The organism is Rhizobium sp. AN5, from assembly GCF_900215255.1.
Classification (GTDB): Bacteria; Pseudomonadota; Alphaproteobacteria; order Rhizobiales; family Rhizobiaceae; genus Agrobacterium; species Agrobacterium tumefaciens.
The window spans coordinates 544280-569585 of record NZ_OCMJ01000003.1; the positions used below are offsets into that span (position 1 = coordinate 544280).

General features: G+C 60.2%; 23 protein-coding genes. 9 read left to right on the forward strand and 14 right to left on the reverse strand.

Going from position 1 to position 25306, the window contains the following annotated elements; all coding sequences use genetic code 11:
* Nucleotides 1-7: 7 nt before the first annotated feature.
* From CRP02_RS05880 to CRP02_RS05900, 5 genes are all read right to left on the reverse strand, one after another.
* The gene (locus CRP02_RS05880; protein WP_097100065.1) at nt 8-1813 is read right to left on the reverse strand and encodes an amino acid ABC transporter permease/ATP-binding protein; all 1806 of its coding nucleotides are present in this window, start codon (nt 1811-1813) and stop codon (nt 8-10) included.
* Nucleotides 1814-1826: 13 nt separating this feature from the next.
* Nucleotides 1827-2384, reverse strand: coding sequence for a GNAT family N-acetyltransferase (locus tag CRP02_RS05885; RefSeq protein ID WP_097170534.1), 558 nt, complete (start codon nt 2382-2384; stop codon nt 1827-1829).
* Nucleotides 2385-2407: 23 nt separating this feature from the next.
* Nucleotides 2408-3595, reverse strand: coding sequence for a M20 aminoacylase family protein (locus tag CRP02_RS05890; protein WP_013761660.1), 1188 nt, complete (start codon nt 3593-3595; stop codon nt 2408-2410).
* An 85-nt stretch (nt 3596-3680) separates the two neighbouring features.
* Nucleotides 3681-5021, reverse strand: coding sequence for an LLM class flavin-dependent oxidoreductase (locus CRP02_RS05895; RefSeq protein WP_097170535.1), 1341 nt, complete (start codon nt 5019-5021; stop codon nt 3681-3683).
* A gap of 23 nt (nt 5022-5044) precedes the next feature.
* Nucleotides 5045-6049: an LLM class flavin-dependent oxidoreductase gene (locus CRP02_RS05900; protein ID WP_179783951.1), complete on the reverse strand. Its 1005-nt coding sequence runs from the start codon at nt 6047-6049 to the stop codon at nt 5045-5047.
* 304 nt (nt 6050-6353) lie between these two features.
* On the opposite strand from CRP02_RS05900, the gene CRP02_RS05905 reads away from it, so the two are divergent.
* Nucleotides 6354-6803, forward strand: coding sequence for an RrF2 family transcriptional regulator (locus CRP02_RS05905; protein ID WP_003511094.1), 450 nt, complete (start codon nt 6354-6356; stop codon nt 6801-6803).
* A 7-nt stretch (nt 6804-6810) separates the two neighbouring features.
* Here CRP02_RS05905 and CRP02_RS05910 read toward each other — a convergent pair whose 3' ends face one another.
* The 5 genes from CRP02_RS05910 to CRP02_RS05930 all read right to left on the reverse strand — a co-directional run bounded on the left by CRP02_RS05910 (nt 6811) and on the right by CRP02_RS05930 (nt 10920).
* Nucleotides 6811-7755: an acyl-CoA dehydrogenase family protein gene (locus CRP02_RS05910; protein ID WP_097170537.1), complete on the reverse strand. Its 945-nt coding sequence runs from the start codon at nt 7753-7755 to the stop codon at nt 6811-6813.
* A gap of 51 nt (nt 7756-7806) precedes the next feature.
* Nucleotides 7807-8352 carry a flavin reductase family protein gene (locus CRP02_RS05915; protein ID WP_097170538.1) on the reverse strand — a complete coding sequence of 182 codons (546 nt, stop codon included), beginning with the start codon at nt 8350-8352 and terminating at the stop codon, nt 7807-7809.
* A gap of 195 nt (nt 8353-8547) precedes the next feature.
* On the reverse strand, nt 8548-9717 hold the full coding sequence (gene ssuD, locus CRP02_RS05920) for an FMNH2-dependent alkanesulfonate monooxygenase (protein ID WP_097170539.1): 1170 nt from the start codon (nt 9715-9717) through the stop codon (nt 8548-8550).
* Between the two features lie 171 nt (nt 9718-9888).
* Nucleotides 9889-10086 (reverse strand): hypothetical protein, encoded by a 198-nt coding sequence (locus tag CRP02_RS05925; RefSeq protein ID WP_097100059.1) that lies wholly within the window; start codon nt 10084-10086, stop codon nt 9889-9891.
* Between the two features lie 216 nt (nt 10087-10302).
* A complete protein-coding gene (locus CRP02_RS05930) occupies nt 10303-10920 on the reverse strand; it encodes an alpha/beta hydrolase (RefSeq protein ID WP_097170540.1) in 618 nt (205 codons plus the stop codon).
* A 399-nt stretch (nt 10921-11319) separates the two neighbouring features.
* Between CRP02_RS05930 and CRP02_RS05935 the strand changes: the two genes are divergently transcribed.
* Nucleotides 11320-12390 carry an LLM class flavin-dependent oxidoreductase gene (locus CRP02_RS05935; RefSeq protein ID WP_097171261.1) on the forward strand — a complete coding sequence of 357 codons (1071 nt, stop codon included), beginning with the start codon at nt 11320-11322 and terminating at the stop codon, nt 12388-12390.
* A gap of 57 nt (nt 12391-12447) precedes the next feature.
* Here the strand turns inward: CRP02_RS05935 and CRP02_RS05940 are convergent, their stop codons facing one another.
* The 3 genes from CRP02_RS05940 to CRP02_RS05950 all read right to left on the reverse strand — a co-directional run bounded on the left by CRP02_RS05940 (nt 12448) and on the right by CRP02_RS05950 (nt 16371).
* On the reverse strand, nt 12448-13623 hold the full coding sequence (locus CRP02_RS05940; RefSeq protein WP_097170541.1) for an acyl-CoA dehydrogenase family protein: 1176 nt from the start codon (nt 13621-13623) through the stop codon (nt 12448-12450).
* Nucleotides 13620-14651, reverse strand: a complete 1032-nt coding sequence (locus CRP02_RS05945; RefSeq protein ID WP_097171262.1) for an ABC transporter substrate-binding protein — start codon at nt 14649-14651, stop codon at nt 13620-13622. The genes CRP02_RS05940 and CRP02_RS05945 overlap by 4 nt, the downstream gene beginning before the upstream one ends.
* Before the next feature lie 112 nt (nt 14652-14763).
* A complete protein-coding gene (locus CRP02_RS05950; RefSeq protein ID WP_097100055.1) occupies nt 14764-16371 on the reverse strand; it encodes an ABC transporter substrate-binding protein in 1608 nt (535 codons plus the stop codon).
* Nucleotides 16372-16640: 269 nt separating this feature from the next.
* Between CRP02_RS05950 and CRP02_RS05955 the strand changes: the two genes are divergently transcribed.
* The 7 genes from CRP02_RS05955 (at nt 16641) to CRP02_RS05985 (ending at nt 23903) form a co-directional block, all read left to right on the forward strand.
* Nucleotides 16641-17630: an ABC transporter permease gene (locus CRP02_RS05955; protein WP_026330697.1), complete on the forward strand. Its 990-nt coding sequence runs from the start codon at nt 16641-16643 to the stop codon at nt 17628-17630.
* Entirely contained in the window at nt 17627-18622 is a 996-nt protein-coding gene (locus tag CRP02_RS05960; RefSeq protein ID WP_097170542.1) for an ABC transporter permease, read from the forward strand. Before CRP02_RS05955 ends, CRP02_RS05960 begins: the two co-directional genes overlap by 4 nt.
* Nucleotides 18619-19617 (forward strand): ABC transporter ATP-binding protein, encoded by a 999-nt coding sequence (locus CRP02_RS05965; protein ID WP_097170543.1) that lies wholly within the window; start codon nt 18619-18621, stop codon nt 19615-19617. The genes CRP02_RS05960 and CRP02_RS05965 overlap by 4 nt, the downstream gene beginning before the upstream one ends.
* Nucleotides 19595-20530 (forward strand): ABC transporter ATP-binding protein, encoded by a 936-nt coding sequence (locus CRP02_RS05970; protein WP_097100052.1) that lies wholly within the window; start codon nt 19595-19597, stop codon nt 20528-20530. Before CRP02_RS05965 ends, CRP02_RS05970 begins: the two co-directional genes overlap by 23 nt.
* Nucleotides 20531-20548: 18 nt before the next feature.
* Entirely contained in the window at nt 20549-21604 is a 1056-nt protein-coding gene (locus tag CRP02_RS05975) for an aldo/keto reductase (RefSeq protein ID WP_097170544.1), read from the forward strand.
* 69 nt (nt 21605-21673) lie between these two features.
* Nucleotides 21674-22912 (forward strand): acyl-CoA dehydrogenase family protein, encoded by a 1239-nt coding sequence (locus CRP02_RS05980; protein WP_097170545.1) that lies wholly within the window; start codon nt 21674-21676, stop codon nt 22910-22912.
* Between the two features lie 19 nt (nt 22913-22931).
* A complete protein-coding gene (locus tag CRP02_RS05985) occupies nt 22932-23903 on the forward strand; it encodes a LysR substrate-binding domain-containing protein (protein WP_097170546.1) in 972 nt (323 codons plus the stop codon).
* Between the two features lie 16 nt (nt 23904-23919).
* On the opposite strand, the gene CRP02_RS05990 is transcribed toward CRP02_RS05985, so the two are convergent.
* Nucleotides 23920-25272, reverse strand: a complete 1353-nt coding sequence (locus CRP02_RS05990; RefSeq protein ID WP_013761676.1) for an LLM class flavin-dependent oxidoreductase — start codon at nt 25270-25272, stop codon at nt 23920-23922.
* Nucleotides 25273-25306: the final 34 nt, after the last annotated feature.

Sequence of the window (25306 nt, forward strand, 5' to 3'; positions counted from 1 at the left end):
GTTTTGATTAGAGAACTTTTGCGAGGAATTCGGCGGTGCGGGGATGTTCCGGGCTGTTGAACACCTGTTCCGGCGTGCCCGTTTCGATGATGCGGCCCTGTTCCATGAAGACGACCCTGTCGGAGACTTCACGGGCAAAACCGATTTCATGGGTAACGATGATGAGCGTGACGCCGGAGCGGGAAAGCTCCTTGATGACATCAAGCACTTCGTTGACGAGTTCAGGATCGAGCGCGGATGTCGGCTCATCGAACAGCAACACCTTCGGCCGCAACGCCAGCGCCCGGGCGATCGCCACGCGTTGCTGCTGACCGCCGGAAAGCTGACGAGGATAAGCACCAGCTTTTTCGGCAAGGCCGACGCGAGCCAGAAGATCGCGCGCCTCGGCCTGCGCCTGCTCTTTCGATATGCCACGAACGGCGATGGGTGCTTCGATGATGTTTTCAAGCGCGGTCAGATGCGGGAACAGGTTGAAGCTCTGAAACACCATGCCCACTTCGGCGCGGCGCTTGAGGATTTCCCGTTCCTTCAGCTCATAAAGCGTATCGCCCTTTTGACGATAACCGACCAGTTCACCGTCTATGGCGATAAAACCGTCATCAACGCGCTCGAGATGGTTGATGGAGCGCAGCAATGTGGACTTGCCGGAGCCGGATTGGCCGAGAATGGTGGTGACACTGCCTGCCGGAATGGAAAGGCTGATATCATCCAGCACCTTCAGCGACCCGAAGGATTTCGAAACGCCATGAATATTGACCGACCCGCCACGATTTCCGAGCTGAAAGCTCACGGCACGGGCAGGCACCGAACGCTCGGGCCTTGCGGCTGTCGTGGCCACCGTTTCCACGGCTTCAGGCAAGGGTTTGCGTGGAAGGAAGGTGCGGTAAATCGTGGCGAACAGCGACGGCGGCGGATTGCGCAGCGCACCGCGTGAAAAATGCCGCTCGATATGGTGCTGCACGATCGAAAGCGCCGTCAGGATCACCAGATACCAGACGGTCGCGACCATCAGCAGCGGGATCACTTCCAGATTGCGGCGATAGATGATCTGGATCGTGTAGAACAGCTCCGGCAGGGCAAGGATATAGACCTGCGAAGTCCCCTTGGCGAGGCCGATGATGTCGTTGAAGGCGGTGGGCAGGATGGAGCGCATCGCCTGCGGCAGAACGATGCGGGACGCCTGCCGCCGCCGGGGAAGGCCGAGTGCTGCGGCAGCCTCAAGCTGTCCCTGATCAACCGAAAGAATGCCGCCACGGACGATTTCGGATGCGAAGGCGGCCTGATTGAGCGTCAGCCCCAGAACGGCGGCCGCGAACGGCGTCATCAGCTGCGTGGTATTCCAGCTGAAGAAGTTGATGCCGGTATAGGGCACACCGATCGTTACGGTCTCATAGAGATAACCGAGATTGTTGAGGATCAGCAAAAGCACGATCAGCGGGATGGATCGAAAAATCCAGATATAGGTCCAGGATACGGCAACCAGCAGTGGCGAGCGTGAAACGCGGGCAAGCGCCAACAGCGTTCCCAGCGCGAAACCGAGCACCGCACCGAGCGCGGTCAGCAGCAGCGTCCGGCCGAGACCGACCAACACCGGTTCAGCGAAAAACCATTCCGCAAAGACATCCCAGCCCCAGCGCGGATTGCCGAAAACGGAATGCAGAACGGCCGCAATGATGAGTACGGAGAAGACCGTTCCCACCGTCCGCAAGGGGTAGCGGGCCGGCACGATGCGGAAATGGGAGTACCCACCCTTGATCGGTTCACCCTTCTGGTCGCTCAATGCAACATGCGGAAAATCAGAGGCTATCGTCATCGGAAAAAGCCTTTCACGGGTGGGCCGGGGAAGAGTGCGGCCGGGCCGCCGGTATCGAAGCGCCTTCCGCAACGGAGGCGGCGGCGCTATCGGCAAGCCATTTTTCGAAAGGCAGCGACCTGATCGTTTCAGGATCGGCCGACGTATCGAATAACGCGCGATAACCATTGGTGAGATAAAGGCCGACCGCTTCCGGCTGGCGGAAGCCCGTGGTCAGATAGACACGGGCGTAACCCTGCCGGATCGCCTGCCGCTCCAGCTCCTGCAGCACTATTTTGGCAAGCCCCTGCCGGCGGTGGGCCGAATGGGTCCAGACCCGCTTGAACTCGGCGGTTTCCTCGTCGTAGCGCATGAAGGCACCGCCGGCGATCGCCTTGCCGCCACGCAAGAGCAGCAGGAAATTGCCCGACGGCGGGCTGAAAGCCTCCGGCGGATATTTGTTAAGTTCCGCCTTGGCGCCTTCCGCGTTGAAATATGTGCCGTAGCGGCTGTCATATTCGAACAGCAACTCCTCCAGAAGCGGGGTTGCGAGCGGATCCTTGACCGATGTGTAGAGAAAACTGTCGCTCATCTCATTGTCCTAAACTCGTTGCATCAGGAGAGGTATGCTTCGGCCAGACGCACCCAGAAGCGTGCCGCAGGCGCAATGATCGCATCGTTGAAATCGTAGTGAGGGCTGTGCAGCGGCGCGCTGTCGCCATTGCCGACGAAGAGATAGGAGCCCGGCCGCTCCAGAAGCATGAAGGCGAAATCCTCGCTCGCCGTTCGCGGCTGAAAGCCTTCTGCAACCTGTTCGGCTGGAAAATGCCGTTTGGCGACGTCGCGGGCAAAAGCCGTCTGCCTGATGTGATTGATGACGGGCGGAAAGCCACGGGAATAGGTGACATCGGCGCTTGCGCCGAAGCTTTCCGCCTGTGCTTTGGCAAGGGCGGGAAGCCGCTCCTCCAGTCTGTCGCGCACGGCGGGCGAAAAGGCCCGCGCGGTAATCTGCAGTTCGACACTCTCGGGAATGACGTTGGAAGCAGTTCCGCCATGGATGGAGCCTACCGTCAGCACCGCCATGTCTCGCGGGTCGACATTGCGCGAGACGATGCTCTGCAAGGCGGTGACGAAGCTTGCCGAGGCAAGAACCGGATCAACCGTTTCATGCGGCGCCGCCCCGTGCCCGCCCTTGCCGATGATCCGAACCTTCGCCTTGTCGACGGAGGCCATGGCAGGCCCTTCGACAAAGCCGAATTGTCCGGTTTCAACACCCGGCCAGTTGTGCAGGCCGAACACGGCATCGACGGGAAACCGCTCGAAAAGCCTGTCCTTTATCATCGCTCTAGCACCTGCACCGATTTCCTCGGCGGGTTGGAAAATCAGCGTCAGTGTGCCAGAAAAACTCGATGTTTCAGCTAGATAACGGGCAGCGGCTAGCAGGATCGTCGTGTGACCGTCATGACCGCAGGCATGCATGACGCCCTGCGTCTGGCTGGCATAGGCAAGACCGGTTTCCTCGACGATGGGCAGGGCGTCGATATCGGCGCGGATACCCAGACGCTTGTCACCATGACCACGTTTCAACGTGGCGACGACGCCATGGCCCCCGACACCCTCGGTCACCTCATATCCGAAGGAGAGGAGATAACGGGCAACGAGCGCCGCCGTGCGCTTTTCCCCAAGCGAAAGCTCCGGATGCCGGTGAAGATCGTGCCGGATGGCGATGCTTTCCTCGATGAAGGCAAGGATTCCCCGTTCGGCGTCGTCCTGCGGACGCGCGCCGTCAATGCGGATATTCATGGTTCTGGTCTCCTGCGCTGCGCTTTACCCGCACAGCACCTTGAAATTCTCTCCGGGCGGCAATGGCCGCCGCCCGACCCCGCTTCTATGCGATCGCCTTGTTGGGACCGCTTTCAGCGTGGGAATAGATGCTGTCCTTGAAAGGCAGGCCGAGATGCTCACGCAGCGTTGTGCCTTCCAGATGCGGTTCGAAATATCCGCGCCGTTGCAGCACCGGTATGACGAGGCGGATGAAATCATCCAGCCCTTCGGCAATCACCGGGAAGCCCAGAATGAAACCATCGGCCGCATCGTGCTCCACCCAGCGGATGATCTCGTCCGCCACCTTGTCCGGGGTTCCGATGAAACCTTCGCGCGGGGTCGCGGCCTCCAGCGCCGCTTCGCGCAACGTCTGGTTCTTTTCCTTCGCACGGCGCTTGATGCGGTCTGTCGTCGAACGGAAGCTGTTCTTGCCGATCTCGCCAAGTTCGGGGAAAGGCTCGTCCAGTGGATAGACACTGAAGTCGTGGTGATCGAAGAAACGGCCGAGATAGGCGAGCGCATCCTCGATGGTGATGAGGTTGCGGATGATGTCGTATTTCGCTTCCGCCGCCTCCTGCGTTTCGCCCACAATCGGCCCGATGCCGGGGAAAATCTTCACGTCGGCAGCGGACCTTCCCTGCGCGACAGCACTCTGCTTCACACGCTTGAGGAATGTCTGGTTTTCCTCGAGCGATGCGGAATTGGTAAAAACGGCGTCGGCATGTTTGCCCGCAAGCCCGATACCGGCATCCGAAGAACCCGCCTGGAAAATCACCGGCTGCCCCTGCGGCGAACGCTGGATGTTCAGCGGGCCTTCCACCTGGAAGAAGCGACCCTTGTGGCCGAGCGTGTGGAGTTTTTGCCTGTCGAAGAACTGTCCCGTCTCGCGGTTACGCACGAAGGCATCGTCGTCCCAGCTGTCCCACAGGCCCTTGATCACCTCCAGATATTCATCGGCGATCTCGTAACGCAGCGCATGTTCGGGATGGTTGCGGCTGTAGTTCTTCGCCGTACCTTCGAGTGGCGTCGTCACTGCATTCCAGCCGGCCCTGCCGCCGCTCAGAAGATCGAGCGAGGCGAACTGGCGCGCGATGGTGAAGGGGTCGCTGTAGGAGGTCGAAACCGTGCCGGCAAGACCGATCTTCGAGGTGACGGAGGCCAGCGCCGAAAGGATGGTTAAAGGCTCGAACCGGTTGAGGAAGTGCGGAATGGACTTGTCGTTGATGTAAAGCCCGTCGGCCACGAAGGCGAAGGCGATGCCGGCGGCTTCTGCCTTCAGCGCGTTCTTCCTGAAGAAATCGAAGTTGACGCTGGCATCAACAGGGCTTTTCGGGTGCCGCCAGGCGTTCATGTGCCCGCCGGGGCCCTGGAGCATGATGCCGAAACGGATTGTCTTTTTCGTCATGTCATTTCCTCCTGAGGACAAGTTCACGCGGCCTTGGAAAGGCGGTGTGTGGCCAGCAATTCGATCGAGGCGAGCCTTTGATCGGCCCCCACATGCGGCGGTTCCACGATGAATTCCTCGATACCGTGCTCATCGGAAAGCGCGCGCAGCGCCTTGTGAATATCGTCCGGCCCGCCATGCAGGACGTTGGGCTTACGCTCCTCGATGCGATAATCGGTATCGCCGGACTGGCGGGCGAATTCTTCCGCCTGTTCACGGCGGCCAAGGTTGAACGCCTTGCCGTCGCTGAGGAACACCCGATAGATGCGCTGACCTTCCACCTGCCGCGCCGCATGATCGGGATCGCTGGCGGCAAAGACGGAGAGGGCAAGGATCGGCGCCCTGCCGCCGCTCTCCTCACGGAAAGCCGACAGGCTGCTGCGAAGAACCTCCGGATCACCATTGAGGTGGCCGGCAAAGACGAAATTCCATCCTCTGGAAGCTGCAAGCCTTGCGCTTTCCGGGCTGGCACCGAGCAGAAACCGTTCCACCGCAACCGGCGGCACCGGTGTTGCCTGCAATCCGGCCTGCGCATGCCCCTGCGGCGCGGCACCGGAGAGAAACGTGGTAAGTTCACCAAAAGCCGTTTCGAAATCCGGCTTGCGGGCAGGATCATAGGCCTGCTGTAGGGCAGAGGTCGCAAGCGGCAGCCCGCCCGGTGTCTTGCCGACGCCGAGATCGACCCGGCCGGGGGCAAGCGACGACAGCACGTTGAAAACCTCGGCGACCTTGTAGGGGCTGTAATGCTGCAGCATCACGCCGCCCGAGCCGACGCGGATGCGCGAGGTCTTCGCCAGAATCCATGCAACCAGCGCTTCCGGCGCGGAACCGGCAAGCTCCGGCGAATTGTGATGTTCTGCCACCCAGAATCGGCGATAGCCCAGTTCTTCGGCGCGTTTGGCGAGATTGATCGTGTCGCGGAACGCGCTTGCCGCGTTCTCACCCGTTGGAACAGGGCTCTTGTCCAGCAAACTGAGAGTATACATCATCACCTCGCACGTCTTTTGATGCATACTTTGTCTACTGATTTTATATAGTAATAAAGGACGTTCGTTCCACGTTGCGACGCGATCAGAGAAAATATTGTTTCCCGCTATGGTTTCGGCAGGCGTCTTTGGCAAAGCAATCCGAAACGATGAGGAAACAAGGCGAAAAATGATGGTGCGAAGCCGCTTTGTGCATCGAGCCCAGACGAAACGGACTTGCGCGGGAATTCGGTAAAAACTACTTAGTAAGTTGAGAACACCATAACCCGGCACTCAGAAGGTGCTGGCCCTCTTTGCGGATCATGCGATGTTGACCAAAAAAGGCAAATACGGACTGAAGGCTCTTGTCGATCTGGCGCGGTTGCCCCAGGGCGAGACCGCTTTTGTGACCGAGATTGCAACCCGCAACAATATTCCGAAAAAATTTCTGGATACTATTCTTCTGGAACTGCGCAACAGCGGCATTCTGCGTTCCAAGAAGGGACCGAATGGCGGTTATTCGCTGTCGAAAATGCCATCGGAAATCATGATCGGGCAGGTCATCCGCACGCTGGACGGGCCCTTGGCCCCCATCCGCTGTGCCAGCCGCACCGCTTTTGAAGCCTGCGACGACTGCGACGATCCTGAGACCTGTCAGGTCAGGGTTTCGATGACGGACGTGCGGGACGCCATCGCAACAATCCTGGACAATATGACGCTCGCACAATTCGTGGCAAAAGGCGGACAAGACGCGCAATTTATTCCGGCAGGCGAATAAGCGCCGCTTACTGCCGGCGCAGATCGTCGCCCAGGGTCGCAATCAGCCCGGATTCACTTGCGCCATCGATAAGGCCGAGACGGGCCATTAGAATTTCCAGCGTGATGGCATTGTTGCGGACAGAGCGAAAGGTCACGCTTTCCGCCCCCACCTGCGCCGCATCGATATTGGCCGCGAGGCGGGAAATCTGCGCCTTCAGCAATTCGATTGCGAGAAATATTTCGCCGATAAGGGGGCGCGCATCGCCTTCCTCTGCCAATCTGTTAATCAGCAACGCTGAAAGCTCACGCTGTTTCTCACCCAGAGCCACGGCGGCCTTCAGCAGGGTGAAAACAGAGGCTGCCAGATTTCCAGCGCCCTGGGCAAGAAACGCGACCTGATCGGCGCGCAGCAGGCCGTCCCATGATGTATCCGGGCGATTGCGCAGAACGACGAGCACGGCCTGCCCTGCCGCGTTGACTGCCGGGACAACGATCCAGTCTGCATCTGAGGTAACTGATCGGGCAATGTCATCGGGCAGCCGCAAGCCATAGTCGTCGCCAGTCAACAGAACCGCCTGATCCACGCCGGCGTCAGATGAGGCAAGCGCAAAGGTCTCACCAAGATCGAGGCGGGCGAAGAGTGTCTTGCGCTGCTCCTCGCCACCGGCGTTCCTGATGAATTCCAGCGCCGTGAAATGTTCGGCAAGCGCATGCGCTGCCTCCGCATCCGCCGCGGAAATAATCGAGAGAGCTTGCGAGAGAACGTCGTTTGTGATGTCCGCCCCGCCCAGATCGTTTGGAACGGAAAGGGCGAGAAGGCCGGAACGGGCAATCCGCGCGTGGATTTGCGCGGCACTTTCCACCGCGCATTTTTCGGCAATCGTCCGGGCAACGGTCAGTACATCCCCATCCGCGCCGAGGCGCGGGGACACGAAACGAATTCTTTCGCCGAGCGGCGTGACAGATCCCATGCTCAACTCCCTCAAAGAATGACCCAGTGAAAGCGCCGGAAAGGCCAGAACTCAGTCCAGCGAATGATAACGGCCGTTTTGATAGACCAGCGAGTGACCCGACCCGATGCGGATCGCCTCCACCTTGCCGATGATGATGACGTGGCTGTGGCGCTCGATCGCCTCCTCGATGGTGCAATCGATCGCGGCAACGGCGTCCTCGAGGATGGGCGCGCCGCTCGCCAGACGGGTCCATTCCGCGCCGCGATAACGGTCCACACCTTTCAGACCGCCAATACCGGCAAACTGGTTGGCGATGAACTGATGGTTCGGGCCGATAATATTCACCGCCAGATGGCCGAAGCGCTGCACCACAGGCCATGTTGACGAGGAGCGGTTGAGCGCAACCAGAATTCTTGGCGGATCGACCGACAGGGCGGTGGCGGATGTTACCGTAGCACCCGTGCGCGCATCACCCTCGCCCGCCGTAATGACGCTGACACCGCCGCCGAGCGTCCTGAGCGCCGCCTTAAGGCTATCGGCATCCGGCGCCTTGCCAGAGACGGGGTCGCGGAGATTGATGAATTGTTGATCCTTGGCCGCATATTGCAATGTCATCGATCGCTCCTGAAAACAGCTTGTTGCTCAATAGTTAGCAGCGGCGGCGGGGCGTGAAATAGACATCGTTTTCCATAATACTTATATTCTATGGAAATAATGTTTTATATGCCGCTCTCTCGTGGACGCTCCGCCGAATGACGCCCATCGGAAAGGCTAACCGGAAGACAGGGCCACCTGCCTTCCGGCGATTGATCACGAGCCGGATACCAGCTTGACGTTACCGCCGTGGCCGCCGCCGCCGAAAACCTGTTTCGTGCCGAAAGACGAACGGATCTGATTACGTGGTCCATTAAGCCCGATTTCCGGAAACAGCAATTCGGATAGACGGTAGGCTTCCTCCAGATGCGGATAGCCCGATGCGATGACGGTATCGATGCCCAGCGCCTGATACTCCCGCAGCCGCGCCGCAACTGTCTTCGGCGAACCCACCATCGCGGTGCCGGCGCCAGAGCGGACAAGGCCGATGCCCGCCCACAAGTTCGGAGAGACTTCAAGCTGGTCACGCCGGCCATTATGCAGCGCCCGCATCCTTGCCTGACCTACCGAATCCGACGCCTTTAAGAAGGCCTCCTGAGCGGAAGCGATGGTTTCGTCGGAAAGCTTGGAAATCAGTTTGTCCGCATCGGCCCAGGCCTCCTCATCGGTTTCGCGCACGATGAAATGCAGGCGAATGCCGAATGTCACTTCTCGCCCTTTTTTCGCTGCGGCGGCGCGAACCTTGGCGATTTTTTCCGCCACCTGTGCCGGCGGCTCACCCCAGGTCAGATATTTGTCGGTGATACCGGCCGAGAACTCGATACCGGCATCGGAGGAGCCGCCGAAATAAAGCGGCGGACGCGGTTCCTGCACCGGTGGCAGGCCGAGCCTGGCACCCTGTGCCTTGATATATTTGCCGTCGAGATCTCCCTTGCCAGTTTCGATCAACGAATTGAACACCTGGAAGAACTCGTCAGCGTGGTCGTAGCGCTCGTCATGCGGCAGAAAGATGCCATCACCAGCCAGCTCCTGCGCGCTGCCGCCAACGACGATGTTGAGAAGCAGCCGGCCATGGGAAACACGGTCCAGCGTGGAGGCCAGCCGCGCATAATAGGCCGGCGAGGCAACGCCCGGACGGATGGCGACGAGGAATTTCAGTTTCTCGGTATAGGCGGCGAGATTGGCCGCGAGGATGAAGGATTCCTCGCAGGCGACGCCGGTGGGAATAAGCACCCCGGAATAACCGAGCCGATCCGCAGCCTGCGCTATTTCCCGGAAATAGCCGGGATCGGCGGGACGTGACAGATCGTCGGAGCCAAGATAGCTGCCGTCGCCTGAGGTGGGTATGAACCACAGAAAATCGAGTGGTTTGTCAGCTGTGCTCATCGACAGGTCCTTTGCAATCCGCCCATCGGGCAATTCGGCTGGGTACTAAAAGGGTAGCCAATTCCCCGCCGCGTTTAAGAAATTTTGTTCCAATTTCCGCGCCGCAAGGAGAGTTTATCTCCGCTGGGAAATGGCTCTGGGAAGCGAAAACAAACCTTTCGTCTCCCTGTGTCAGAGGACCGGATAAAGTCCGAGCATCGCGAAATTCATTTCGTAAATCTCTTCCCGCTCAAGGTCGAGATCGCTCTTTTCCCGCCTGATACGACCGGAATGATCCAGCGGCTGGAGACTGCCCTGATCATCCCCTCGCGGCCTACGCCTGGCCAGACCGAACAGATCGACAGTAAACGCGTGAAGTCCCTGCGGCATGTGCGCCTCCTTTGGTCATTCGCTCTATCCTCCGGCGAGCGCCCAGATTGGTCAATATTTTCCATAAAATTACTATTCTATAATTGGCGGATTGCCGGCAAACGTGGACTAAGGTTGCGGCAGCGGGAAAAATTCCGTTTCGAACCGCCAATAAAGGGGTCATCGCAATGGCGCCGACACGATGGCCGCTCGAAGCACGGACTTGGGACGAAAAGACTATAGAGCGCCGGCATCACCCTGCAGCAGCGCACCGTGCAGAGCGGGTGATCCGCGCTTCCTCGATCTGCCGGCCTTGATTTCGGACGCGGCTTTCAGGCGTGCGAAAAGAGCATAGCCCTCGGACCACCGGCCGAAACCGGCGGCGATATTGATGTGTCCAACGGAGCCGAGATTGAAGATATCGCTTCCCCAGTCAGCGGCGGTGCGGGCCAACTCGTCCGGGTTCATATAGGGGTCGTTCATGCTACCCACGACGAGACTGGGGAAGGTGAGCGGCGCCCGAGGAAATGCGCCGAAGCGGACGATGCATGGATGCATTGCCTCCACTCTGTCGAGATGGGCGGGCGCCACCAGAAGCGCACCCCTGATTTTGCTGGCCACGGGTCGTGTCGCCATATTAGCGACAAGCAGGCAACCGAGGCTGTGGGCGACAATATAGGCGCTTTCGGTTGCGGCGAGCGCCGCTTCCAGACGCTCAAGCCAGTCTTCAAGAACCGGGCATTCCCAATTCTGCTGATCGACCAGCTGCGCCTCCGAATCTTCCAGCAGCCAGTGCCGCTGCCAATGCCCCTCATCCGAACCGTTGAGGCCGGGGACAATCAAGGTGGTACACATGCCTACTCCGTGGTTTGCGGGCGGGGTGTGCCAAGAATGGTGAATTTCGCAATTTTAGTCGACTATTGCCTTGCTCAGCTTTTCCGAACTCGAGAAAAATCGATCCAGACAATTCCGTTCTGGCAAAAAATACGTTCTCGGCAGCGGCCTTGGCACTGCACATGTGGAATCATCGCCTAAAATATTTTCCATAGAAAATATGTTCTAATTGAGCAAACCACGCGGAAAGCTTTTCCTCTGCCGCATCCCAAAAGAAACGCAGCTGCTTGGCCGTGCCGCCGCCGGTTTGTCATTCTCGCACTATCGGAGACCACAACCTCCCGAACCCCAAAATGGCAAATGCCGAGCCTCGGCAGGGCCATTCAACCGCGACATAAAGCGAAAATTCAGGCGGACAATGTGAGCAGCACGAGCGAATTTCTCTGGTACATCCCCAATGACGTCAAACCCGGACATCGGGGCGACGCCGTCAGCGAAAACCACAACAGCCTCGATACTTTAACTACCCATGCCAGGGCGCTGGAAAACCATGGTTGGAAGGGCGCGTTGATCGGCACCGGCTGGGGGCGTCCGGATACCTTTACGGTTGCGGCGTCGCTTACCGCGCGTACCACCACTTTCGAGCCACTGATCGCCATCCGCCCCGGCTACTGGAAGCCGGCCAATCTCGCATCGGCCGCCGCCACGCTCGACCAGCTTTCTGGTGGCCGGGTACGAATCAATGTCGTTTCCGGCCGGGACGAGCTTTCGGCCTATGGCGACGAAGAAGGCGATCAGGCGCAGCGTTATGCGCGCACGAAGGAGTTCATGCGGCTGGTGCGTCGGCTCTGGACTGAGGAAAACGTCACTTTCGATGGCGACCATTTCCGGGTCAAGAACTCCACCGTCTCGCCGCGCATCAGTGAGAGTGCCGGCCGGCCACATCCCAAGCTTTATTTCGGCGGCGCGTCCGAGGCCGCCGAACAGGTTGCCGCAACTGAAGCCGATGTACAGCTCTTATGGGGCGAACCGCTCGCCGGCGTGCGCGAAAGGATCGAACGTCTCAGACATTTCAGTGAGACCCTCGGCCGTGACCTGCCGCCGCTGCAATTCGGTCTTCGGATCACCACGCTGGTGCGCGAAACCACGGCTGAGGCTTGGCGCGATGCGGAAGCAAAGGTGGCAGAGATGGCTGCGAACAATGGCGTGCGCTGGAACGATCATCTGCAAGGGGTCGCAGTCGGCCAGCGCCGCCTGCTGGATCTGCACACGCAGAGCGATGTACTGGACGACAATCTTTACACCGCACCCGGCAAATTTGGCGGCGGCGGTGCCGCAACGACATGGCTCGTCGGTTCGGCGGAAGACGTCGCCGCGTCGCTGCGCAAATACCGCGCGCTTGGCATCACCCATTTCGTGCTTTCCGACACGCCCTATCTTCAGGAAATTGAACGACAGGGCGACAAGCTGTTGCCGCTACTCCGGGACTGATGCGGGCGGCGTCAACATGGGCGGCCTGCCGAACAAAGCCGCCCATGTCTTCTACGGTCAGTCGCCGACAGCCTTGATGCTCTGACGGCCGAGGATAGTTCGTATCATGTGGCTTTGCGGCGCATGCGCCCTTGCCGTTATGGCGTCGCGGTGATGCCGCTCGAGATTATAGTCCCGGCGAAGGCCGCGATTGCCGCCAAGCTCCAGCGCCAGATCCGTCACCGCCACCGCATTGTCGATCACCACATGACGAACGGCGAGCGCATCCGTGCCTACCTTCTCACCCGCATCGATATCACGCGCGACGGAGCGGAGCAGACGCCTGTTTGCTGCGAGAAGCACCTCGATCTCGCCCAGACCTTCCTGAATGCGCGGAATGGATGACAGCGGAGCACCAAGGCTTGCCGGAACATGGCCTGTCAGATGGCGCAAAAGGGCGTCACGCGCCGAAAGCGCGACACCGTGATAGACGGAGGCCAGCAGCACGAAGAAATTGTAACCGTCCGCCTCATCCCGCCGCAACGGCTCGTCCGCCGGCTGTTCGGCAACGATATCGGCGAGCGGCACCCTCACATCCTCAAGCAGGAGATCGTCGCTGGCGGTTGCATACATTCCGGTCGCTTCCCATGCCTTTTCCCGGCCGATGCCCGGCGCATCGAGCGGGACCAGAAGCTGGATCAGGCGCGGCACCTCTTCCGTCGTGACGGCAAGTACAATCGCCCATTTCAGACCCGGCAGGCCGGTGACGAAGCTCTTGCGGCCATTGACCACCCAGAAATCGCCCTCGATCCGCGCCGTCGTTTCCGGCAGGCCGCCATGGGCCGGGGAACCGATCCCCGGCTCTGCCTGCGCATTGTTCAGAAGCGCCCGCTCCCTGTTATTGGCGGCCAGCACTTTTGCCGCGAGATCTGCCGGCCACTTGCCGCGCCGGATGGCAGCATGAACGCTGTAATGCATGGCAAGGATGAGGGCGGTTGACGGATCACCCTTGGCAATGGCGGCGATGACGGCATGCGCGGTTTCCATGCCCTCCCCCCAGCCACCGTCCTTTTCAGCCGTCACGAGACCAAGCAGGCCAGACTCAAAAAGAGCAGCAAAATTACCGGCGGCGAATTCGCCGCTTTTGTCATACTCCGCCGCAGTCAGGCTGAAATCTTCGGCGAGCGCGGTTGCGATGGCGACGGGATTCAAGTGCTGCTCCGGGCTCGGAACGGCGGATAAAGCGCCGCTCATGCCACCGCCCTTTCACTGGCCGTGACGAAACGGTCATCGATCCACGCAGCGAGATCGAAGTCGTTTTCAAGGAAGCCCCATTGATGCAGGAAATCCTTGTAATGGCCGACAGCGGCGACGAGGTCTGCATCGAGGCCAAGACCTAGATGGCGGTGGACATCCGGGCCGTTGGCGGCCAGAACCTGCTCTTCGGTCGCACCCGCCTCGCTCGCGATAAAACGGCGGGTCTCTTCCGGATGCTGCTCCGCCCAGAGCGAGGCTTTGGCAATGGCGGCAACCAGCCGCTCCACCAGATCCGGGCGCTCATCGGCAAGTCGTCCGTCGACTGTCAACACGCGGGGAGAGCCGGAGTTGATACGTATCTTCGGGTCGGGGTGAAAACCGAATTCCGCCACCTGCATGGCGCCGATCAGGTTCGCGGCGGCGATACCGGCAGTACCCTTGACGAAAATCGCATCAACCTCACCCCGCAACAGCGCGATGATCTCCTCACCGAAGGATTGTCGCCGCTTCAGGCCGAAAAGGGATGGTCCCTCCTGTGTCGCCAGCACGGAATCCTTGATGATGATATCCTTCAGCTCGATATCCTCGACCTTCAGCCCCTCCAGCGAAAGCGCCGAAACGATGCCCTTCAACGCTGTCGCTCGCATGAAATCGACAATGCCATCAGGTCTGCGCGGCACACCGAAACGGCGGCCGACGAGATCGGCAAGCGAGCGGATACCGGTTTCAGGAAGGGTGATGATCGCCTGGAACTCATCCGTCCAGGTAATGCCGATAAGACGCGTATTGCGCCCTTCCGAGCGGGCGCGGATAGGGGGCACATTGCCGCCGTGGCGGAAGGACCATTCCAGCGTGTGGTTGAAATGGCTCTGCCGCACAGAACGATCCGGTGAATCGATGATGGATTTCAGCGATATCCCCACATCCTCGAAGGTCTGCGCGAGATAACCGAGCTGCGCTGCAAGCCCCACGGGCGTGGGCACCGGGCAACGTGTGTACCAGATTTCAGAAAGTGTCGTGCTCATGGCTTTGGCCTCGATGAAAACGATGACACCAGAAAGCGATGCTGCGGTGCCCGTCGACGAAAGGGGGATATCCCTGCCCGCCGCAAAAGGCGGGCAGGGTCTGGCGAGACGATCAGGATGCGGCGATATGCGCGAAGGCCAGGCTGCCCGCGACGCCTTCGGCACCTATAGTGTGATCGGCAATGCGCTTGTTGAAGATGGTGATTTCAGGTGCCGCAACGATGTCGATGGCAGGAACGTCATCGACGAGGATCTGCTGTATTTCCTTCCATTGCGCGACGCGCTTGTCCGGATCGATCTCGACAGCGGCAGCTTCCAGCAGCGCATCCACCTTGGGATTGCTATAAGCAGCGCCATTGGAGAAGGGCACGCCCTTCTTGAAGTTCTTGGACCAGTAGAGCCGCTGCACACCGACTGTCGGGTCGAAGAGATTGCTCATGCCCTCATAGGCAAAGTCGAAATCGCGATCCGTGTAGATGCGCTTCGTGTAGGTGGCGAAATCCTGCGTCCGCACCGTCACATCCACGCCGACCTTTGCCAGTGCCTGGCGAATGTAGTCCGCGCCGCGCGGATAGGCCTCGGTGCTCGGCACATAGTCCAGATTGAGCTTGAAACGGATGCCATCCGCGCCGCGCTTGTATCCCGCCTCGTCCAGCAGCGCTTCGGCCGCCTTCAGATCGATCGGATAGGTCTTCAGATCTTCGACAAACCATTTCGTCAGCTTCGGATTGATCGGGCCGGTGATTGTCGCGCCATAGCCATAATTGACCGTGTTGAAGATGACTTTGCGGTCGATCACATGCGCGAAGGCACGGCGGACGCGGACGTCCTTGAACACATCCTTTTCGAGGTTGAACTCAACGCGGCTGATCGAATTCGAATATTGATATCCGTTCGTCTCGAAGCCGAGGCTCGGTAGCTCCTTCAGGCGGTCGAGATCGCTATAGGCGACCGGTGTGCTTGGAGCGAGATCGATCTCACCGGTTTCGATTGCGATGGCACGGGCCGACGCATCTGGAATGAAGCGGACGATAAGCTTGTCGAGATAGGGGCGCGGCGCATCCCAGTAATCGGCATTGCGCTCAAAAACGATATGGCTGCCGCGCACCCACTCCTTGAACTTGAACGGGCCGGTGCCAACAGGCGCGAGATTGATGGGATTTTCGGTAACTTTCGTGCCTTCATAAAGATGCTTGGGCACGATAGGCGTTTCAGCAGCGGCAAGCGCCGTTATCAGATACGGCGCAGGCTTGGAAAGAACCAGTACGGCTGTCAGATCATCCGGGGTCTCGACGCTGGTGAGGTTCAGGAAGGTATTGCGCCCGCGCGGATGCACTTCCTTGATGGTGTTGATGGAGAACGCCACATCGGCAGATGTGAAGGACTTGCCGTCATGCCATTTCACACCGGGCCTCAGATTGAAGGTGTAACGCAGGCCATCGCCGCTGACATCCCATGATTTGGCCAGGAGCGGCTTGGGATTGAGGTCGAAATCGTAGGTCAGCAGCCCTTCCGTGACCTTGGGCGATATGTAGACGGAATTATAGGCCGTGTGCGCGATCGTCGTCAGAACCGGCGGTTCCGATGAGATGAGCAAAGTGGCCGTTCCGCCGCTTGCCGGCTCTGCTGCGTTGAGCTTCAGCCCCGGCAACGACACCACGCCAAGCGCCGCCGACGCCAGCAGAAATCCGCGCCGCGTCGTCTGGTTGAAAACAGTCATGCGATACCTCTCCTTAATTGAACCGGCAAAAAACCGGCAAAACTGAACGGCCGCGCTTGGAAAGAAGTTTGTTCCGCAGACGAGAGTGAGATTGGCATGAAGCACCAACCATTCTCATAAATAGGAATTATCTTTTCTTTATGGCGCATTTTTCCGTAAATTTCAGAAAATAATTCTATTACTCTTTGACAAATTCCATAAAATTAGTCAACTAATACCAACGCCTTTGCGGGCCGATTTCATGTTTTCAAGCGAATGGACTGGAGCCGATGTCGAATTCAAAACGGATTTTATCGCAGGCAAGGCGGGTGGCCATTCAGGCCGTCCCGACGGTTCTCGGTATCGTCATCCTGAACTTCTTCCTGCTGCAGCTGGCGCCTGGTGATGCGGCTGATGTGCTGGCCGCGGAAGCGGGTTCGGCGACCGTCGAGACCATGGCCGAGATTCGCTCCCGCTTCGGGCTCGACCTGCCGGTCGTCCATCAGCTCATGAACTATCTCGGCAATCTGGCCCAGTTCAGCCTCGGCTTTTCACCCCGCTACGGCATGCCGGTCGCCGATCTCATCGGCCAGCGGTTGCCCGGCACGCTGGCGCTGATGGGAGCAGCACTTGGCATTGCGATTTTCGTCGGCGTTTTCCTCGGCTCCATCATGGCGCTCTTTTCCGGCAAGCTGCCGGACCGGATCATTTCGATTGGCTCGCTAATCTTTTATTCCGTGCCGGGCTTCTGGATCGGCCTGATGCTTATCCTCACCTTCTCGGTCAAGCTCGGCTGGCTTCCGTCTGGCGGCGACAGCACCATCGGCAGCAGCCTTACCGGCCTCGACGCCTTTCTGGACAGGCTGCGCTATATCGTTCTCCCCGCCCTTTCGCTGGCGCTTTATTTTCTGGCGATTTATGCCCGCCTCACCCGCGCGGCGATGCTGGAAGTCAAATCCCAGGACTATGTGCGCACGGCACGGGCAAAAGGCGTTTCGCCTTTCCGGCTCACCACACGCCATATTCTGCGCAACGCGCTCATCCCGATCACCACCATGGCCGGCATGCATATTGGTGGCCTGCTGGGCGGCGCGGTCGTGGTGGAGACCGTCTTCAGCTGGCCAGGCCTTGGCCGTCTTGCTTTCGAGGCCGTCATGGCCCGCGATTTCAGCGTACTGCTCGGCATTCTGCTTCTCTCTTCACTCGTCGTCATCATTGTCAATGCGGCCGTGGACCTGTTGCAGGCATGGCTCGACCCCCGCATCGGAGAAAGCCGATGAATTCCTCCCAGACATCAGCAGTTCTCGACGCGGCCGAACTCAGTGCCCAAGAGAGCAATCCCAAACCTAAAAAACCTGAAGAAAAGGTCTGGCCCTATATTCATGCGCCGGACGCACTTTCAGCCCGCTCCGTCTCCGTGCCGCGGCGCGGACTGCGGCGGGAACTGAAGATTTTCCTGACCAATCCCAACGCCATCGTTGGGCTGCTGTTTCTCGCCACCGTCCTCATCGCCGCTGTCACGGCCCCGCTGATCTATCCGGGCGATCCGCTGGAAATGGTGGCCCGCCCCTTCCTCTGGCCCGGCCAGAATCCGGCCTATCCGCTCGGCACCGATTCCATGGGTCGTGATGTGCTGGCGGGGATCGTGCACGGCGCACGCATCTCGCTCACCGTCGGTGTCGTCGCCACCCTGATCGGGCTGACGATCGGCATAACAATCGGTGCTTTCGCCGGTTATTTCGGCGGCGTCATCGACGATATTCTCGTGAAGATCATCGAAATCTTCCAGACATTGCCGAACTTCGTGCTGCTGGTGGTGCTCGTCGCCATCGCCCAGCCTTCGGTCACCACGGTAACCTCGGCAATCGGCATCATTACCTGGCCACTCGTTGCGCGCCTGACCCGCGCCGAATTCCGCGCCATCCGCGAGAAGGACTATGTGCTTGCCGCCCGCAGCCTCGGTTATGGCCATGCGCGTATCGTGTTTCAGGAAATCCTGCCCAACGCCCTGCCGCCGATCATCGTCACCTCCTCCGTCATGGTGGCGGGTGCGATCCTCATGGAAGCAGCCCTTTCCTTCATGGGACTTGGCGACCCCAACCGTGTTTCCTGGGGTTCGATGATCGGGTCGGGACGCGATGTCATCCGCACCGCCTGGTATCTGACCGCCCTTCCCGGCCTCGCCATCGTCTTCACCGTCATTTCGCTGAACCTCATCAGCGACGGTCTCAACGATGCGCTAAACCCCCGTTTTTCGGAGGAACGCCGATGAGCAAACTGATCGAAGTCCACGATCTCTCCGTCAGCTTCGGCTCAGCCCAACCGGTCAAGGGCGTCAGCTTCGATGTGCAGTCCGGCGAAATGCTGGCAATCGTCGGCGAAAGTGGCTCGGGAAAATCGCTGACTGCGCTCGGCCTGATCGGCCTGTTGCCGTCGCATGCAAAAACCGGCGGGCGTGTTCTGCTCGAAGGCCGCGATCTCCTGCCGCTTTCCGAGCGGCAATGGCGAGGCATTCGCGGCCGCGATATAGGCATGATCTTTCAGGAACCGATGACGTCGCTGAACCCGGTCCTGACGGTGGGCGAACAGATTGTCGAGGTGCTGCGAATCCATGAAAGGATCGACAGGCACCAGGCGCGCAAACGCGCCATCGAGCTTCTGGACCTCGTCAATATTCCCGACGCCCGTCGCCGCGTGGACGATTATCCGCACCAGCTTTCCGGCGGCATGCGCCAGCGCGTCATGATCGCCATCGGCGTTGCCTGCAATCCCAAATTGCTGATCGCCGACGAGGCGACGACAGCGCTGGACGTGACGATACAGGCGCAGATCCTGCAGCTGCTCGATAATCTGCGTCGTGATCTCAACATGGCCGTCATCCTCATCACCCACGATCTCGGCATTGTGGCGCAATGGGCCGACCGGGTGATGGTCATGTATGCCGGCCGCAAGGTGGAAGAAGGATTGCCTGAACCGGTTTTCTCCAATCCTTACCACCCCTATACGCGCGGCCTGCTGGCTGCCTCTCCGCGCGCCGAAGACGGCCAGCATTATCGCGACGGGCCACTCATCGAAATTCCGGGTTCAATCGTTTCCGCCACGGGCGAGCGTGGCTGCGCCTTCCGGCCACGCTGTCCGAGCGCCCGCGGTTTCTGCGGGCAGTTCGTACCGCCGCTGAGGCTGATCTCGGAAGGCCGCTACGCCGCCTGCCCCTTCGTATCCCCCACATCCCAAGAGGTATCCGATGACGCTCTTGTCAGTGCATAGTCTTTCCACCCACTATTCGGGAGGACGCGGAACAGTCCGCGCCGTCGACGATGTGTCGCTCGACATCGAGGCGGGCGAGACCGTGGCGCTGGTGGGTGAATCAGGCTGCGGCAAATCCTCGCTCGGCAAGTCGCTGATGCGGCTGGTGGAACCCACTTCCGGCAGGATCACCTTCAAGGGCGCCGATGTCACGGCGATGACGTCGTCGCAGCTGCGCGGCATCCGCCGCCGCATCCAGATGATCTTTCAGGACCCATTCGCGTCGCTCAATCCGCGCCAGACGGTGCGAACCATCCTTACCGGGCCGTTGAAGGTGCACGGCATCGGCGACAGGGCGCAACAGCGTGAGATCGTCGAGGCGATCGTCGCGCAGGTGGGTCTGCCGCCTGATGCACTCGACCGTTATCCGCATGAGTTTTCCGGCGGCCAGCGCCAGCGCATCGGCATTGCCCGGGCGCTCGTTCTCGAGCCGGAACTGGTCGTCTGCGACGAGCCTGTTTCGGCGCTCGATCTTTCCATACAGGCGCAGATCCTCAATCTTCTGGTGGAGATGAAGAAACGGCTTTCTCTGTCCTATCTCTTCGTGTCCCACGACCTTTCGGTCGTGCGCTATTTTTCCGATCGCGTTCTCGTCATGTATCTCGGCAAGATCGTGGAAAGCGCACCGACCGCGGAGCTCTGGGCCTCGCCGAAACACCCCTATACCCGTGCGCTTCTCGCAGCCGTTCCCGATCCCGCGCGCCGCAAGCAGGCAGCGCCCATTTCCGGCGACCTGCCGAGCCCGCACAACCCGCCATCCGGCTGCCGGTTTCACACCCGCTGCCCACTCGCCACAGACCTCTGTCGCGAAAAAGCGCCGGATTACACCCTTTTCGGCAAGAACCACGCCGTGGCTTGCCACCATGCCCAATAAACTGAAGGAGCAACCATAATGGTCGACTATCGCTATCTCGGACGCAGCGCGCTGAAAGTTTCACCGCTGAGCCTCGGCACGATGATGTTCGGAGGCCCGACGCCGGATGACGTGGCCTTCCGCATCATCGACAAGGCACGTGAGCAGGGCATCAACTTCATCGACACTGCCGATGTCTATCACGACGGCAAGTCGGAAGAAGTCGTTGGTCGCGGCATCAAGGCCAGTCGCGATCACTGGGTTCTGGCAACGAAATTCGTCAATTCCCACACCAAGGGTCCGAACCTTGGCGGCCATTCGCGCAAGTGGGTGATCGAGACCGTCGAGAATTCGCTTCGCCGTCTCAACACCGACTACATCGATATCCTCTATTTCCACCGCGCCGTCTTCGACGCGCCGCTGGAAGAGCCGGTGCGCGCCATTGCCGATCTCATCCGTGCGGGCAAGCTGCGCTATTTCGGCGTTTCGAACTTCCGGGGCTGGCGCATCGCCGAAATTTCACATCTGGCCGATCAGCTCGGCATCGACCGGCCTATCGCCAGCCAGCCGCTCTACAACATCGTCAACCGCACGGCCGAAGCCGAGCAGCTGCCCGCGGCACATAATTACGGGCTGGGCGTCGTTTCCTATTCGCCGCTGGCACGTGGCGTGCTGACCGGCAAATATCAGCCGGGTGAGCAGCCGGGTGCAGATACCCGTGTCGGCCGTGGCGACAAGCGGGTTCTGGAAACGGAATGGCGCCCCGAGTCGATCGAAATCGCCCAGAAGGTTGCGGCGCACGCCGCATCGAAGGGTGTTTCGGCAGCGGATTTTGCGCTCGCCTGGGTGTTGAACAACAAGTTCGTCACCGCCGCGATCACCGGCCCGCGCACTGAAGACCATTGGGACGGTTACGTCCGCGCCCTCGATGTGAAGATCGATGCGGAAGACGAGGCGCTGGTCGACAGCCTTGTGACGACAGGCCATCCCTCGACACCCGGCTTCAACGATCCGAGCCATCCCGTCGAAGGCCGTGTGCCGCGCAATATCGAACCTGCTCCCCGCCAGGTCGTCAAGCCGCGCGCGGTCGCCTGATCGTCCAGAAGAAAATGCCTGCGGCGCGACCGTGCCGCAGGTCATCACATCCGCTCAGGGAAACCCGCAATGTCCAATCCTAAAATGCAGACCGCAACCACCGACAATTCCGGCGTGCCGAGCCGAGACGACATTCTGGCCCGCGCCAGGGACATTGCGGCTGTTGCTGCCAAGGATGCCGCCCGCCGTGAGCGTCAGCGGGAACTTCCCTTCGAAATCTTCGGCCTGATCAAAGAAGCCAAGATCGGCACGCTACGCATCCCCGAGGCCAAGGGCGGACCGGGCGGGTCGATTGCGGACTATATAGAAGTGCTGATGATCCTCGGGGAAGCCGACAGCAATATTCCGCACGCACTCCGCAGCCATTTCAATTTCACCGAAAACCTCGCTCTCACACCGATCGAGCTTGAGGATCGGCGGCACCTCGAAAATGTCCTCGCCGGCAAGCTCTTCGCGGGCGCCAGCACGGAACAGGGTACCAAACGCCCCGGCGAAATCACCACGCGCCTCAGCGCCGATGGCGACCGTTATCGTCTGAACGGCCGCAAATGGTATGCGACCGGCACCGCCTTCGCAGATTTCGGCACCTTCAGCGCTGTCGGCGACGACGAACAGCCGATCGGCGTCCTCATTCCGCTTGATCGGCCCGGGATCACCATTCTCGATGACTGGGACAGCATGGGCCAGCGCATGACGGCAAGCGGCGGCGTTTTGCTTGAAAATGTCGAGGTGCTCCAGCATGAACTGACGACCCGCAAGCTCGGCAGCCAGGTCGGACGCCACAGCTCGGCCATGCGACAGTTGCATCTCGCTGCCTCTGCCGCCGGTGCCGTTCAGGGCGCACTCAACGACGGCATTGACTATGTTCTGCGCCAGGCGCGCACCACGCTCCACAGCAGCGCCGAAACCGCCAATCAGGACCCCTTTGTGCAAAAGATGCTCGGCGAGATCAGCGCCGGTGCCTTTGCCGTCAAGACGCTGATCCGCGAGGCGGCAAGAACGCTCGACAGGACCGCCGCCGCCTTTTCCAGCGGCGACGAAGAGGCGATAGAAGCGGCTTTGCTGGAAGGTTCTCTCGCTACCGCCCGTACCCAGATCATCGCATCGCAGCTTTCACTGACGGTCGCCACCAACCTTTACGAACTCGGCGGCGGATCGGCGACGTCCAGCGAGCGGAATTTCGACCGCCACTGGCGCAACATCCGCACGGTCTACAACCACAATCCGCTTGCCCACAAGGCGCGTGTCATCGGCGACTACTATCTCAACGGCACCACGACGCACCTCAGGGAAGGCCGGGTATTCTAGCCATGAAGGAAAAACGGCCATGAGAACGGAATTTATCCCTCCTTCGGTCGCAAGAGCGGCTTTTCGATTGCCGACGCTTTCCCGGCTGCCGCCGCTGACGGCCCTGCGCGCATTTGTCGTGGCCGCGCGTCACGCCAGCTTCTCGCGGGCGGCGGAGGAATTACATGTCTCGACTGCCGCAATCGGCCAGCAGGTGCGCATTCTCGAAACCCATCTCGGGCAAACGCTCTTCAGCCGCCAGCGCGGCGAACTGGTGCTGACCGAGGCCGGCAGCACGCTTTACCCCGGCCTTGCGGACGCTTTCGAGACCATGATCGGCAGCCTTTCCGATCTCATGGCCTCCGGCGGCCGGCGGCAGGTGAAGGTTGTGGCGGAAGGCTGTTTTGCGGCCCGATGGCTGGCACCACGGTTGGGAACCATCGTTCCAGCCCTTGGAGACGTAGATATCTCGATTGAATCTCTCGAGGGCGATACCATCGACCTCACGCATTTCGATGCCGATTGCGCGATCGTCGTGACCCACGGACAAATCCCCGGTTTCATTCACGAACCGCTTTTTGCCGATACCGTCAGTGCCGTCTGCACCCCGGATTTTGCCACCCGCCACCAGCTATGTGGTGAACCCGAGCGGCTTCGGGATATCTCTTTTGCGATGTTGCGCGGCAACGGCGCGGATGCTGCCTTCGAATGGGCAAACTGGCTTCGCGCCTGCCGCATTCCGCTTCGGCTTTCAGCAACCGGACCGCGCTTTTCGCGCCAGACCGCGCTGATAGAGGCACTCTTGTCCAGCCACGGCATCGGCCTTGCGCGCCACTCGCTGATTTCCGAAGAGCTTCGAACTGGCCGTCTGATCGCACCTTTCGGCGTGCCTCAGCCGACCGCCAGCCGGTATCATCTGCTGACCAGTCCTGACAGGCGGCGGCTGCCGGAAATCGCATCTCTACTCGCCTTGTTGCGCGAGGATACACGCTCTCTCGAAGCCGCCGCCTGAACACGCCCGTCCCACATCAGGCGCGTTCCCTTTGCAACTCCCTGGTCGTATGGATGTTTTCCGGCCGGGGCAGGCCGTAATGATCACGCAGCGTGTCGCCCTCGTAATCCTCGCGGAACAGCCCGCGCTGTTTGAGGATCGGCACGACCTCGTCGACGAAAATATCGAACCCGCCATTCAGCCATGGCGGCATGATGTTGAAGCCGTCGGCAGCACCTTCACGGAACCAGGTCTCTATCCAGTCTGCCACCTGTTCCGGCGTTCCCGAAATCACCTTGTGGCCGCGCCCACCGGCAAGCCGGTGCAACAATTGCCGGATCGTCGGATTTTCCCGGTCGATGACATCGAGAACCAGCTGATGGCGGCTGCTATCCGCCTGCGCGCGCGTCGCTTCCACCGCCTCCTTCGGCAACGGCTGATCGAGATCGGCCGATGAGAGATCAATGCCTGTAATGCGCTGCAACTGCCCGAGCGAAAAGGCCGGCTGGATGAGATCGTTGAAACTCGCCTCGAGCTTTCGCGCCTCCTCTTCGGTGGAGGCGATGAAGGGGCTGATCCCCGGCAGGATTTTCACATGGGCGGGATTGCGCCCCGTGGCCGCGACACGCCTCTTGATGTCGGAATAAAAAGACCGCGCACTCTCCAGAGTTTGATGCGCGGTAAAGATTGCCTCGGCATACCGGGCAGCAAAGCCACGGCCGTCCTCCGAAGAGCCGGCCTGCACATAGACCGGCCTGCCCTGCGGAGAGCGTGGCAGGTTAAGCGCGCCCCGTACCCGGTAGAACTCGCCCTCGTGACTGGCGGGATGGATGCGGTCGGTATCGGCGAAAAGACCGCTCTCCTTGTCGGCGACGATGGCATCGTCTTCCCAGCTGTCCCAGAGCTTCGTCACCACATCGACGAACTCAGTCGCCTGCCGATAACGGTCGGCATGCGGCGGATGCTGCTGGAGATTGAAGTTTCCGGCCGCCGCATCGGCCGAGGTCGTCACGATGTTCCAGCCCACCCGGCCACCGCTGATATGATCGACCGAGGCGAACAGCCGCGCGAGATTGTAAGGCTCGTAATAGGTGGTGGAGGCCGTCGCAATGAAGCCGATCTTTTCGGTGACGGCCGCCAAGGCCGCCAGCATGGTGATAGGTTCCAGCCGGTGCCGGGCGGCATAGCGGATATTGGCGTCCAGCACCGGCGCATCGGCAAAGAAAATGGCATCCAGCTTTGCCGCCTCGGCCTTGCGGGCGATATCCTGGTAGAGCCTTATATCGGTGACGCGCAGTGGCTCCGACTCGGGGTGGCGCCAGGCTGCTTCATGGTGCCCACCCGGATAGATGAACGCATTGAGGACCAGCTTCTCGGATTTTCTGCTCATGGCGATGAACCCTTTTCAACTTGACGCGGCTTTA

What these genes read in the sequence shown, in the direction of transcription:
- CRP02_RS05880 (WP_097100065.1), bottom strand. Translation starts at nt 1,813, where the DNA reads ATGACGATAGCCTCTGATTTTCCGCATGTTGCATTGAGCGACCAGAAG.
- CRP02_RS05885 (WP_097170534.1), bottom strand. Translation starts at nt 2,384, where the DNA reads ATGAGCGACAGTTTTCTCTACACATCGGTCAAGGATCCGCTCGCAACC.
- CRP02_RS05890 (WP_013761660.1), bottom strand. Translation starts at nt 3,595, where the DNA reads ATGAATATCCGCATTGACGGCGCGCGTCCGCAGGACGACGCCGAACGG.
- CRP02_RS05895 (WP_097170535.1), bottom strand. Translation starts at nt 5,021, where the DNA reads ATGACGAAAAAGACAATCCGTTTCGGCATCATGCTCCAGGGCCCCGGC.
- CRP02_RS05900 (WP_179783951.1), bottom strand. Translation starts at nt 6,049, where the DNA reads ATGATGTATACTCTCAGTTTGCTGGACAAGAGCCCTGTTCCAACGGGT.
- CRP02_RS05905 (WP_003511094.1), top strand. Translation starts at nt 6,354, where the DNA reads ATGTTGACCAAAAAAGGCAAATACGGACTGAAGGCTCTTGTCGATCTG.
- CRP02_RS05910 (WP_097170537.1), bottom strand. Translation starts at nt 7,755, where the DNA reads ATGGGATCTGTCACGCCGCTCGGCGAAAGAATTCGTTTCGTGTCCCCG.
- CRP02_RS05915 (WP_097170538.1), bottom strand. Translation starts at nt 8,352, where the DNA reads ATGACATTGCAATATGCGGCCAAGGATCAACAATTCATCAATCTCCGC.
- ssuD (WP_097170539.1), bottom strand. Translation starts at nt 9,717, where the DNA reads ATGAGCACAGCTGACAAACCACTCGATTTTCTGTGGTTCATACCCACC.
- CRP02_RS05925 (WP_097100059.1), bottom strand. Translation starts at nt 10,086, where the DNA reads ATGCCGCAGGGACTTCACGCGTTTACTGTCGATCTGTTCGGTCTGGCC.
- CRP02_RS05930 (WP_097170540.1), bottom strand. Translation starts at nt 10,920, where the DNA reads ATGTGTACCACCTTGATTGTCCCCGGCCTCAACGGTTCGGATGAGGGG.
- CRP02_RS05940 (WP_097170541.1), bottom strand. Translation starts at nt 13,623, where the DNA reads ATGAGCGGCGCTTTATCCGCCGTTCCGAGCCCGGAGCAGCACTTGAAT.
- CRP02_RS05945 (WP_097171262.1), bottom strand. Translation starts at nt 14,651, where the DNA reads ATGAGCACGACACTTTCTGAAATCTGGTACACACGTTGCCCGGTGCCC.
- CRP02_RS05950 (WP_097100055.1), bottom strand. Translation starts at nt 16,371, where the DNA reads ATGACTGTTTTCAACCAGACGACGCGGCGCGGATTTCTGCTGGCGTCG.
- CRP02_RS05955 (WP_026330697.1), top strand. Translation starts at nt 16,641, where the DNA reads ATGTCGAATTCAAAACGGATTTTATCGCAGGCAAGGCGGGTGGCCATT.
- CRP02_RS05960 (WP_097170542.1), top strand. Translation starts at nt 17,627, where the DNA reads ATGAATTCCTCCCAGACATCAGCAGTTCTCGACGCGGCCGAACTCAGT.
- CRP02_RS05965 (WP_097170543.1), top strand. Translation starts at nt 18,619, where the DNA reads ATGAGCAAACTGATCGAAGTCCACGATCTCTCCGTCAGCTTCGGCTCA.
- CRP02_RS05970 (WP_097100052.1), top strand. Translation starts at nt 19,595, where the DNA reads ATGACGCTCTTGTCAGTGCATAGTCTTTCCACCCACTATTCGGGAGGA.
- CRP02_RS05975 (WP_097170544.1), top strand. Translation starts at nt 20,549, where the DNA reads ATGGTCGACTATCGCTATCTCGGACGCAGCGCGCTGAAAGTTTCACCG.
- CRP02_RS05980 (WP_097170545.1), top strand. Translation starts at nt 21,674, where the DNA reads ATGTCCAATCCTAAAATGCAGACCGCAACCACCGACAATTCCGGCGTG.
- CRP02_RS05985 (WP_097170546.1), top strand. Translation starts at nt 22,932, where the DNA reads ATGAGAACGGAATTTATCCCTCCTTCGGTCGCAAGAGCGGCTTTTCGA.
- CRP02_RS05990 (WP_013761676.1), bottom strand. Translation starts at nt 25,272, where the DNA reads ATGAGCAGAAAATCCGAGAAGCTGGTCCTCAATGCGTTCATCTATCCG.